Origin of the sequence: Chryseobacterium sp. KMC2 (assembly GCF_016756935.1) — a bacterium.
Lineage (GTDB): Bacteria > Bacteroidota > Bacteroidia > Flavobacteriales > Weeksellaceae > Chryseobacterium > Chryseobacterium rhizosphaerae.
Map to the genome: position 1 here is coordinate 19,433 of NZ_JAESIT010000003.1, position 11,792 is coordinate 31,224.

Consider the following 11,792-nt stretch of genomic DNA (forward strand, 5'->3'; position numbering starts at 1 on the left):
TGGTATATAGAATCCCGACACCAAAAACATCAAAATAATGTATACAATGAAAAAAAAATCCTTTTTTATGGGCCTGATGGCAATGATGCTTCATTCAGGCTCTCTTCTCGATGCACAACAGCTTAATAATCCTGTTGGGATATGCTATGTGGAAGTGAATAACAACAATATGCTGAATGCAGGATCCTATACCCTGCAGAACAGTGGAAAACAGCTTTTTGACGTCGCTATTATTTTTGCGGCCAACATTAATTATGATGTGTCCAAAAGCAGAGCGTACATTTCAAACAATAATAATGTTACCAAAGTATTGAATGATGTCGATACATATGTGAAACCTTTACAACAAAAAGGAATTAAGGTTTTACTTGATATTCTGGGAAATCATCAGGGAGCTGGGATCTCCAACTTTCCGAATAGGGAAGCTGCGAAAGATTTTGCCCTGCAGATCGCAAATACTGTTTATACTTATGGGTTGGATGGGGTAGACCTGGATGACGAATATGCTGATTACGGAAATAACGGAACCGGACAGCCAAATAGCAGCTCTTTTGTAATGCTTCTTCAGGAACTTAAAGCAGCAATGCCTGATAAACTGATTACCTTCTATTATCTGGGCCCTGCAACTTCAAGGCAGAGCTATAATGGAGATCAGGCAGGAAATTATATTGACTACAGCTGGAATGCCTATTACGGGACATACAGCGCTCCGAGTGTGCCTCCTCTTACCAAAGCTAAGCTTTCTGCTGCGGCAACATGGATCAATAACACCTCTACTTCTACACTTTCCACTTTGGCTACCAATTCAAAAAATGACGGCTATGGCGTATTTATGTGGTATGATCTGCCGGGTACGAACATGGCCAGCTATTTAAGTACAGGATCCAATATACTCTATAACCAAAATACAGTATTGTCGGGCCAGCTTTATTCTTGGACTCAGGGGGCAGCATGTGATCCGCCGTTAGGATTAGAAGCAAACACTCTTACAGGAACTTCTGCAAAATTAAACTGGACCTCCAGCGGCTCCCAAACTTACAATATAGATTATAAGCCTGCCAGTTCAACAACCTGGACGAATGTAACAAGTAATTATACAGGAAGCAATATTGTCGTAAATAATTTAACATCCAATACAGAATATGACTGGAGAATACAGTCTAACTGTTCTTCAACGTCAAAAAGTACCTACATTTTTGCCCCAAGATTTAATTCAGGAAACGGATGTGCCACTCCATCAAATTTAATAGCATCCAATGCCCTTGGAACAACTACCAAATTATCCTGGGATACTGTAGGAACAGCTGCTTCCTATACTTTACAATATAAAACTACAGCAGCCTCAACATGGACTACAGTTCCTAATATTACCACCAATACCTATACCCTTCAGAACCTGACTGCCAATACCAACTATGTATGGAAAATACAGTCTGTATGCGGAGGAACAACTACCAGTACCTATTCAGCAGATACTCCATTCAATAGTGGGCTTGTTCCTGTTACCAGCCCTGGCCCAAGATCTCTTTCTTTTAACGGAAGCAGTCAATATCTTAATGCCGGACAATTTAACCTCAATGGAAATGCTGTTACTTTTGAAGGCTGGGTAAAAGTAAATACATTCAAAACTGCTTTCCCTTATATTTCGTCAGTAATAGGAATTGAAGTGGGAGATAATAATTCAGCCATACTAAGATTGGGAGATGCTACTCTTGCCAATAATAAACTGCAGTTTACCTTAAGTTTTGGTTCATCTCAGATAAAATTGAACGGAAATACAGCTCTTAATGCCAATACATGGTATCATGTGGCAGCAACTTATGATGGAGCAACGATGAAACTCTACGTCAATGGTAATCTTGATGCAAGTACTGCGGCTACCGGTAATTTTACAGCAAATGGTATTCTTTATATGGGTAGAAATTATGATAACTCCCGTGCACTTAATGGATCGCTGGATGAATTCAGAGTATGGAAGAAAGCTCTGACGGCTCAGGAAATCCTGGATAACAAATGTAATATTGCGGCCAGCTCAACGAGCCTGGAGGCCAATTGGAAAATGGATGACGGAAGTGGAAGCGGAGCAGTAGATGCTACTCCAAACGGTCATTCCGCTACTTTAATCAGTATGTCGGATGTCAACTGGAAAACAGAAGTCCCTTGTCCTTCTTCTTTATCTGTAAAAACGGCAAAAGGAATTGAAAATAAACAGGAAAATACAGCGTATCCGAATCCTGTTAAAAGAGGAGAGGATATTAAGTTTAGAATTGATGACAGATCTGCAAGCGAAATATCTTTGTATGGAGCTTCAGGAACATTGTCTAAAAAACAGAATATTAACCCAAATAATAATGTAGTTAATACGCAGGATTTACCCGCGGGTACTTATCTTTACAAAATTACATCAGCTGATAATAAGGTAGTGTCATCTGGTAAAATAATTGTAAAATAAATATAAGATCTAATCAAGACCTGCGTTATGTTTTTAATAGCATAAGGCAGGTTTTATCTGTTAAAATTTAGGAAGTAACTGATGGTAAAAAAAATATTATTAATGATATTGGTGGTGAGCTTTTGTATGGGATTTTCTCAGCAAAACTATGAACCGGTAGCCGCTAATCTTAAAGCAAGAACAGAATTTCAGAATGAAAAATTCGGTATGTTTATCCATTTTGGATTATATAGTGAATTGGGCAGGGGAGAATGGGTGATGAACGATGATAAAATTCCAGTGAATGATTACACTAAGCTGAAAGATTTCTTTAACCCCACAGAGTTTAATGCTAAAGAATATGTTACAATGGCTAAAAATGCCGGAATAAAATATATTACATTAGTGACAAGACATCACGATGGTTTTAGTATGTGGGATACCAAATATTCGGATTTTACGATCATGAATACCCCCTTTAAAAGGGATCTTGTGAAAGAGCTGGCTCAGGAGTGTCATCAGCAGGGGATCAAAATAGCATTTTATTATTCACTGTTGGACTGGAGAAGAACTGATTATTCTTACTGGACAGGCCGTACAGGGAAGGAAACCGGACGTACTGAAAAAGGAAACTGGAATGACTATATCCAGTTTATGAAAAATCAATTGACAGAACTATTAACCCAGTATGGTGAAGTTTCAGGGATCTGGTTTGATGGGTATTGGGATCAAATGGAAGAGGAAAAAGAAAACAGAAAGGAACAAACATATGTAGATTGGAGAATGGAGGAAATTTATCAGCTTATCCATACACTTCAGCCTCAATGTCTTGTTGGGAATAATCATCATATCACTCCATTAAAAGGGGAAGATTTCCAGATGTTTGAAAGAGATATTCCGGGGCAGAATAAAAGTGGATTGAGTTTTCAAAAAACATCTCAACTGCCTTTAGAAACCTGTGAAACAATAAATGGCTCCTGGGGGTTCAATTTAAAAGACAACAAGAATAAAACATCTAAGGAACTTTTAGATTTGTTGGTCAATGCAGCAGGAAGTAACGCCAATTTGTTGTTAAACGTAGGACCTATGCCTAATGGTAAAATTCCGGAACCTTTTATTCATTCCTTTACAGAAATGGGAAATTGGATGAAAGTGTATGGTGAAAGTATTTATGGAACAAGAGGAGGGTATCTTCCACCTCAAAAATGGGGAGCCATCACTCAGAAGGCAGGTAAAATCTATGTTCATATCCTTAATAATAAGGAAGAAAAAACAATTACTTTGGAAAATTTTCCATTTAAAAAGATTAGCTCTGCCTATTTGTTAAAAGATAGAAAACCTATAAAATATAATTTAAAAAATAACACCTTAACATTTGATAGCTATACTGTAAATAGTCAAAACCCAAATGTTGTTATAACTTTTGAAGGAAAATAAATTGGAAAAATAATGCAAAATATACTAGGAATAGACATTGGAGGATCCCATATTACACTGGCTCAGGTGAATTCTGAAAAACGTGAAATCATTTCTTCAACATATGTACGGGAGCATGTAGACTCTTTTGAATCTAAAGAAATCATTTTTTCTGCATGGGTTTCAGCGATCGATAAGGCAGCCCATGATTTGGATAAAGAAGATCTTTTATTGGGAATTGCAATGCCGGGGCCTTTCGATTATGAAAATGGAATATCTCTGATGCAGCAAGGAAAATTTATAGACATCTATCAGGTTAATATCAAAGAAGAGCTGGCTAAAAGAATGTCGATTTCTCAGGATCAGATATATTTTGTAAATGATGCCGCTGCCTTTATGGAAGGTGAGGTTTTTGGAGGTTGTGTGCAGGGTTTCAACAAGGTTTTTGGAGTAACGCTGGGAACAGGATTGGGAACTACTTTTTATAATGGGGAATTTGCCACTGACGAAGATCTTTGGGATTCATCCTTTAAAAACTCTATTTGTGAAGACTATCTGGCAACACGCTGGTTTGTTAATTATTATGCTGAATTAACAGGGGAACAGATTTCAGGAACCAAAGAGCTGCTGGATAAACCCCTTGAAATACAAACCAAAATATTTGATGAATATGCAGATTCTTTTTCCGAATTTGTAGTACAATACGTGAACCATTATGAACCTGAAGTTTTGGTAATTGGAGGGAATATTGCAAAAGCATATCCTTACTTTGAGAAGCGGTTTATTCAGAATTTAATAAAGAATAATATTAACTTGCCCGTTAGAATTTCTGCTATTTTTGAAGATGCAGCCATCTTAGGTGCGGCCAGTTATGCTTTGAAAATGCTTAAATAAATAATAAAACGATACAATGAAGTCTTTATTTTCTACTTTTTTTCTTTTATTACAGGTCTGTGCATTCGGGCAGAACGGATCTCTTGTAGATTATGTGAATCCGTTAATGGGAACTCAGTCTAAGCCTTCTTTATCCAATGGAAATACCTATCCGGCAGTCGGACTTCCCTGGGGAATGAATATCTGGACTCCTCAGACAGGTAAAATGGGTGACGGATGGGCATACACTTATGATGCCGATAAAATAAAAGGATTTAAACAAACCCATCAGCCTTCTCCATGGATGAATGATTATGGCGCTTTTTCCATCATGCCGGGTGTTGGTCAGCTAAAATTTAAAGAAGATGACAGGGCAAGCTGGTTCAGCCATAAAGCTGAGGTTTCAACTCCTTATTTTTATAGTGTATACTTAGCTGATATTAATGTAACAACTGAATTTACACCTACAGAAAGAGCTTCTTTCTTTAAGTTTGATTTTCCTAAAACAGACAGTGCTTACGTAGTAATTGATGCTTTGAATAAAGGCTCTTACATTAAAATTCTTCCTAAAGAAAGAAAAATCCTGGGGTATACGACCAGATATTCAACAGGAAAATATGAGAATTTTAAAAACTATTTTGTGATTCAGTTTGATAAAGATTTCGAGCTGACAAAAGCCTGGAAGAATGATAAACTGGTTAATGATCAGCTAGAAATTACCAGCGATCATGCCGGTGCAGTTGTTGGATTTAAACTTAAAAACAAGGAAGCGGTTTATGCAAAAGTAGCCTCTTCATTCATAAGCTTTGAACAGGCTGAACTGAATCTGAAAAGAGAAATTGGCAGCAAAAATTTTGAGCAGGTAAAAACCGAGGCTAAAAATATCTGGAACAAAACATTAGGGAAAATAGAGGTGAAAGGAGGAACAGACCAACAGATGAGAACCTTTTATTCTTCTTTATACAGGACATTGTTTTTTCCACAAAAATTATATGAAATTGATGCGCAGAATAAAATAAAGCACTGGAGTCCTTACAATGGTAAAGTGTTGGATGGTAGGATGTTTGCGGGAACAGGTTTCTGGGATACGTTTCGTGCTTTGTATCCTTTCCTGAACCTGGTATATCCGGGGATCAATGTTGAAATGCAGGAAGGATTGGCCAATGCCTACAAAGAGGGAGGCTTCTTACCAGAATGGAGCAGTCCGGGATATTCAGATATTATGATTGGAAACAATTCTGCATCTGTAGTAGCAGATGCTTATATAAAAGGACTTCGTGGTTATGATGCAGAAACCCTTTGGCAGGCTGTAAAACACGGTGCAAATAATGAAGGACCTATAGAAGCTGTAGGCCGTGCAGGTGTGGAGTATTACAATAAACTGGGCTATGTTCCTTATGATGTAAAGATTAACGAAAATGCAGCCAGAACCCTGGAATATGCATATGATGATTTTTCTATCTACCAATTGGGTAAAGCATTAGGAAAACCGGCTTCGGAAATTGATATCTATAAAAAAAGAGCCTACAATTATAAAAATGTATTCGATCAGGAAACAGGCTTGATGCGTGGTAAAAATAAGGATGGTAACTTCCAGAAACCTTTCAATCCCTTCAAATGGGGTGATGCTTTTACAGAAGGAAACAGCTGGCATTATACCTGGTCTGTTTTTCAGGATATTGATGGCCTTGCCACATTGATGGGAGGCAAAAAGAAATTTGAAGCTAAACTGGATGAGGTTTTCTCTCTGCCACCGGTTTTTGATGACAGTTATTATGGAAGCGTGATCCACGAAATCAGAGAAATGCAGATCATGAATATGGGGCAGTATGCTCATGGAAACCAGCCTATTCAGCATATGATTTATTTATACAATTATGCCGGCTCTCCCTATAAAACACAATATTGGGTAAGACAGGTCATGAATAAACTATATATGGCAACACCCGACGGGTATTGTGGTGATGAAGATAACGGGCAGACTTCTGCGTGGTATATTTTCTCAGCATTAGGATTTTATCCGGTAACACCGGCAACAGACCAGTATGTTTTAGGAGCTCCATTGTTCAAAGAAGCTACTGTTCATCTTGAAAATGGCAAGAAAATTGAAATAAAAGCTCCGGAAAATAATTCCGAAAACCTATATGTAAAATCATTGAATGTAAACCAGCAGCCTTATTCCAAAAACTGGCTAAGCCATAAAGAACTGATGAAAGGTGCTGTTCTGGATTTTAAAATGGATAGCCGACCTAATAAAGAAAGAGGTTCCCAGGAAAAAGATTTTCCATATTCAATATCAAAAGAAGAATCAACTAAATAATTTTAAACTACAAATACAACTGTATGAGTACAGAAAAGAAAGAAATATTCGCTAGAGTAGAAAAAATGCTGGCAACGCAAGGATTTAATCTTGCTGCAAAAGATGATACAAGACCATGGGGTGGTTTTTTTGTGATTGATGAAACTCAGGCACAGGACTTTGCCAACCAATATTTTGATGGAATTGATGTAGACAGTTTAAGAATAGGAGGAAAATTGAGTCCTAAAATTCTTATAGTAGCTCCTGAAGCAAGACTAAGCTGGCAGTATCACCACAGAAGAGCTGAGATCTGGCAGGTAGTAGAAGGAACCGTGGGTATTAAGAGAAGCAATACCGATGAAGAAGGAGAATTGAAAACCTACCATCCGGCAGATCAGGTAAAACTTCAGCAGGGAGAGAGACACCGTTTGATCGGTTTAGACGGCTGGGGAGTTGTTGCTGAAATCTGGCAGCACACCGATGCCTCTCATCCTTCTGATGAAGATGATATTGTAAGAGTACAGGATGACTTCGGAAGATAGTTCAGGATAAGTACAAATAAATATCCCATTTTAGTTGATCATTTGATGACTAAAATGGGATTTGTTATTTCATTCCGCAGGAAATGCTAAACATTCAATTCTTATTTTCCTGCCAGGTATTTTCTATTTCTTCCAGTGTCTTTCCTTTGGTCTCCGGAATTCTTTTCCAGATAAAAAGAAAAGCAATGACCGCAACGAGCATATAAAGCCAGAAGGTATACGCATTTCCTATACTTCCTATCAGTACAGGAAAAGTCTGAGAGACCAAAAATACAGCTGCCCACAGAAAGAAAGTAGCAACAGACATCGCTGTGGCCCGGGCCTTGGTAGGGAAAATTTCAGCAATCACAACAAATGTAAGAGGCCCCAGGGACATGGCAAAAGAGGCAATATACCCCAATATGGCAATGAGAACAAGATAACCCTGCTGCTGTGAGTAAAATGCCAGACCTACGATAAACAGACAGATACTCATACCACTGATGCCGAGCAGTAATAATTTTTTCCGCCCCCATTGGTCTACATATCTTATGGCCACGAAAGTGAAAATGACATTAATAATACCCACCAAAATGGTCTGTATAAAGGCAGAATCAGATCCTACGCCGGTTGCTTTAAAGATTTCCGGAGCATAATACATAATCGCATTGATCCCCGTTATCTGTGAAAATACAGCGAGTAGAATACCAATTCCCAACGCCCGTTTTACCTTTGGCTCTCTGACGTCGGAAAAGGAAAAAGGGGTTTCGTCTTTGAGTGATTCGTTAATAGATTCAAGCTCCTGCTGAGCAATAGCTTTTCCATTGATCTGACTAAGGATTTCCAAAGTTTCTGTATTTCGTCTCTGCCCGGCCAGCCAACGCGGACTTTCCGGTACAGTGAGCAATAGCAATACAAAAATTACTGATGGGATAATTCCTGAGCCAAACATCCAGCGCCAGCCGGTAGAAATATTCCAGCTTTCATTATGTATCCCTGCAATATAGGCATTCACAAAATAGATGATGAGAATTCCGGAGACAATTCCCAATTGGAAAATAGAGATCAGACGTCCCCGGATGCCAGCAGGCGCCATTTCTGAAATATACATCGGAGAGAGCATAGAGGCAATGCCTATTCCCATACCACCAATAATCCGGAATAATACAAAGATCCAAAGATTGGGAGCTATAGCTGTACCTACTGAAGAAATGGTAAACAAGAAACCGGAAAGCATCAGGACTTTCTTACGCCCAACATAATCACTAAGCTTCCCGGAATACATTGCTCCGACAATACAGCCAAGCAAAGCACAGGAAGCCACCCAGCCGGTCATCACATCAGAAAGCTGGTAATAGATCTTCATAAATCCGATAGCTCCGGAAATCACCGCCGTATCATACCCGAATAATAAACCGCCCACGGAGGCTACCAGGGTAGCTTTATAAATAATATTTGAATTTGGAGTTGGTGGCATATCGTTTAGTTTAAAACTTTTTCTGCAATCATGTCCCTTCGGATGCTTGCCTTTATAGTCACACATTCTTTACCTGCACTTTCACCATAAGGCATAATGGTATAAGCTCCTATATCAGCCGGTACAATAAAGGTTTCGGCATAATGAATGACATAAGGCTCAAAACGGTGATCCGGACTCTCTACAATAACTTCATGGCCTTCCACCAGATTCAGTACATTCACTACACCTTCCGTATGATGAATCACTTTTTTTGTAAACCAATGTCTTCGGGTTTCTATAAACGACAAGGCATCTAGTCCGGTGCGTTCTTCTCTCCATCCATCTCCTTCAGCCACGGACTCGGTAAGATTAAGAATATTTTCTTTGACCCATGAAGTCGTACGATCCCATTGGATTACATTGTTACCGTGTTTCAGAGATATAGGCCTGGGTTTTCCATCCAGTCCCATTCTTCCCCAATCCCACAGCTTGAAGGTAAAAATATAGGGAGTAGCACTAATCTCCAGTACTACAGAATCTGCTCCTGAACAATGTACGGTGCCTGCCGGGATTGACACATGATCATGTTTGCGGACCGGCCATTTTTGTACATATTCTTCGGTATCAAAAGGGATGTTGCCATGCTGTGCCGCTGTTAAATCTTCCATCATCCTTTCCGGATTGATATTTTCTTTCAGGCCAAGATAGACAAAAGCATCATCTTTGGCATCCAGCATATAATAACTTTCATCCTGAGTATAAGACATCCCGAATTTTTCTTTGATATATTCTTTCAGTGGATGTACCTGTAAGCTCAGATTGCCTCCTTCCATGGTGTCCAGAAAATCAAAACGGATAGGAAATTCATCTCCAAATCCTTCATATACCTGTTTTCCCAATAAGGCTTCCGGCTGAAAAAATACCAGGTTAATGGCAGGTATTTCTACGACCTGATCTCCAAAGCCTAATAATAAACTGTTTTCTTCTGGAACACAGTCGAAACCCCAGGCATAGTTGGGACGGCTTCTGTCTAAATCACACACCTCTTTTAACCATTGGCCTCCCCATGGTCCCGGATCAAAAAAAGGAACGACTCTAAAGGGACGTTTTACAGTTTTCTGCAGCGCTTCCAATAAAGCTTGTACCCCGATCATTTTGGGGTGATGAGGTAAAGTGGTATCAAGCACAAACTGACAGGACTTCAGGATGCGTTTTTTATAGCGGTCGCACACACGCCAATCTACAAAATAAGCATGCTTGTATTGATAGGCAACAGAATCAGTATAATTGGTTCTGCCCAGATTACAGGCTGTATTGTTGCGGTAGCGCATCTGTATTTCCCATCGGGGCATATCTGCATAAACGGAAAGGTCAAACTTAGGATAGACTAAACTAGCTCCCGGTCCTATAATGACTGTACAGCCATTACTATGATCTATACTTTTCTGAAGTACAGCCACTTTTGACGGATCAAAATAATCCTCCAGTTCCAAGGGCGTTATATACCCGAATACAGGATCATCTGTTACGTACTTTTCCACCATTTCGGTAATTTCATCCTCAGATTTCATAGCCTCTGTAGTATTGAAGATACGTTCAGGGCTTAACCATTCCTGTACTGAAGTGATGATTTCTTCCAGCAATACTCCCGGATAACATTCAATAGCTATTATTTTTGAAGTACCTTTTTGAAGTGCTTTCGCAATATTTTCCCAGCCGGTTGTACAGGTGTGCCCCTGTATTTCAATGATAGGATATTTATTAAAATTTGATTTCATTCTTATATTTTTATTAATTACTTACAAGATGTGCTATTCCCAATAGAGCGGCTGTATCAGGAAATTCACCTTCCTCAATGCTTACTTTCCCCCAGGGTGTCCAGGCATGAGTTTCTATATGTTTTCTGATGTAAGGAACAATCTGAGAACTACTGGCCATAATTCCTCCAGTAAGAACTAAAATTTCCGGGTCATAAGCATGAATGAGATTAATGGCACATGCCGACCATACCTGTACACTTTGTTCACGAATATGTAACGCCACTGCATCGCCTTCCTGTGCCAGGTTGAAAATTAATTCATAATCGATGGCAGGGGCATGGGCTAGGGGACTTTCTGCAAAATTTTTATCTGAACGGGCTATACTGGTAAGATTCCAGGTTGAAGCTTCGGTTTCTACACAACCTTTATTACCGCAGTTGCAATGGATTCCTTTGTAATTGATCACAGAATGTCCACCCAGTATTCCTGCCGTAAAATGCTTACCTCTCAATAACTGCCTGTCCATGATAGCTGCACTTCCTATTCCCGTTCCCAAAGTCATGATGACAGCACTGTCAAAATTTTTTGCCTTTCCATATTTCCATTCTCCCCATAGAGCAGAACGGGCGTCATTTTCTATGCTAAAGGGTAGGTTGAAAGTCTGTAAACACCATTCTTCTAAATGAATACCGGGAGCATCTCCAAATTTCTTATCAATTGAAAGAATCTTTTTCTGAATACTGTCTATAATACCGGGAGAAGCCATCCCAAGTCCTGTAATCTCTGCTAAGGAAATCCCTTCTCGGTCAAGCAAATCTTCTACAGCCTTTTGGATAAAATGGAGTCTCTTTCTGAGCCCGCTACCGGAATCAGCATCAATAGAATCAGAGGAAAGAACAGTATTACCCTGTACAATACCTATTTTAATCTTTGTGCCTCCCATATCGATGGCAATTACTGGCTTTGACATTGTTTTACTTTTAGTATTATTAAATGGGTATAAAGATTATATTCAATCTATAAGGGTTAGTAC

8 protein-coding genes are annotated in these 11,792 nt (G+C 39.1%); 5 read left to right on the top strand and 3 right to left on the bottom strand.

Translation table 11 applies throughout. The features are described from left to right. Positions 1–46: 46 nt before the first annotated feature. From JML65_RS04230 to JML65_RS04250, 5 genes are all read left to right on the top strand, one after another. Positions 47–2,452 carry an endo-beta-N-acetylglucosaminidase H gene (locus JML65_RS04230; protein ID WP_202270016.1) on the top strand — a complete coding sequence of 802 codons (2,406 nt, stop codon included), beginning with the start codon at positions 47–49 and terminating at the stop codon, positions 2,450–2,452. An 81-nt stretch (positions 2,453–2,533) separates the two neighbouring features. Further along, on the top strand, positions 2,534–3,868 hold the full coding sequence (locus JML65_RS04235; RefSeq protein ID WP_202270017.1) for an alpha-L-fucosidase: 1,335 nt from the start codon (positions 2,534–2,536) through the stop codon (positions 3,866–3,868). A 12-nt stretch (positions 3,869–3,880) separates the two neighbouring features. Then, positions 3,881–4,741 (top strand): ROK family protein, encoded by an 861-nt coding sequence (locus JML65_RS04240; RefSeq protein WP_202270018.1) that lies wholly within the window; start codon positions 3,881–3,883, stop codon positions 4,739–4,741. Between the two features lie 16 nt (positions 4,742–4,757). Beyond that, positions 4,758–7,040, top strand: coding sequence for a GH92 family glycosyl hydrolase (locus JML65_RS04245; protein WP_202270019.1), 2,283 nt, complete (start codon positions 4,758–4,760; stop codon positions 7,038–7,040). Positions 7,041–7,063: 23 nt separating this feature from the next. Continuing rightward, complete coding sequence (locus tag JML65_RS04250; RefSeq protein WP_047484764.1) at positions 7,064–7,561, top strand: phosphoheptose isomerase; 498 nt, start codon at positions 7,064–7,066, stop codon at positions 7,559–7,561. A 94-nt stretch (positions 7,562–7,655) separates the two neighbouring features. Here JML65_RS04250 and JML65_RS04255 read toward each other — a convergent pair whose 3' ends face one another. The 3 genes from JML65_RS04255 to JML65_RS04265 are packed head-to-tail and all read right to left on the bottom strand — an operon-like array spanning position 7,656 to position 11,729. Continuing rightward, positions 7,656–9,017: a sugar porter family MFS transporter gene (locus JML65_RS04255; protein WP_237390779.1), complete on the bottom strand. Its 1,362-nt coding sequence runs from the start codon at positions 9,015–9,017 to the stop codon at positions 7,656–7,658. A gap of 5 nt (positions 9,018–9,022) precedes the next feature. Further along, entirely contained in the window at positions 9,023–10,777 is a 1,755-nt protein-coding gene (locus JML65_RS04260; RefSeq protein ID WP_202270021.1) for a class I mannose-6-phosphate isomerase, read from the bottom strand. Between the two features lie 13 nt (positions 10,778–10,790). After that, positions 10,791–11,729: an ROK family protein gene (locus tag JML65_RS04265; RefSeq protein WP_202270022.1), complete on the bottom strand. Its 939-nt coding sequence runs from the start codon at positions 11,727–11,729 to the stop codon at positions 10,791–10,793. Between the last annotated feature and the right edge of the window lie 63 nt (positions 11,730–11,792).

Bases quoted from the DNA above. Each gene is read 5' to 3' on its own strand.
- JML65_RS04230 (WP_202270016.1), top strand. From the start codon at position 47: ATGAAAAAAAAATCCTTTTTTATGGGCCTGATGGCAATGATGCTTCAT.
- JML65_RS04235 (WP_202270017.1), top strand. From the start codon at position 2,534: ATGGTAAAAAAAATATTATTAATGATATTGGTGGTGAGCTTTTGTATG.
- JML65_RS04240 (WP_202270018.1), top strand. From the start codon at position 3,881: ATGCAAAATATACTAGGAATAGACATTGGAGGATCCCATATTACACTG.
- JML65_RS04245 (WP_202270019.1), top strand. From the start codon at position 4,758: ATGAAGTCTTTATTTTCTACTTTTTTTCTTTTATTACAGGTCTGTGCA.
- JML65_RS04250 (WP_047484764.1), top strand. From the start codon at position 7,064: ATGAGTACAGAAAAGAAAGAAATATTCGCTAGAGTAGAAAAAATGCTG.
- JML65_RS04255 (WP_237390779.1), bottom strand. From the start codon at position 9,017: ATGCCACCAACTCCAAATTCAAATATTATTTATAAAGCTACCCTGGTA.
- JML65_RS04260 (WP_202270021.1), bottom strand. From the start codon at position 10,777: ATGAAATCAAATTTTAATAAATATCCTATCATTGAAATACAGGGGCAC.
- JML65_RS04265 (WP_202270022.1), bottom strand. From the start codon at position 11,729: ATGTCAAAGCCAGTAATTGCCATCGATATGGGAGGCACAAAGATTAAA.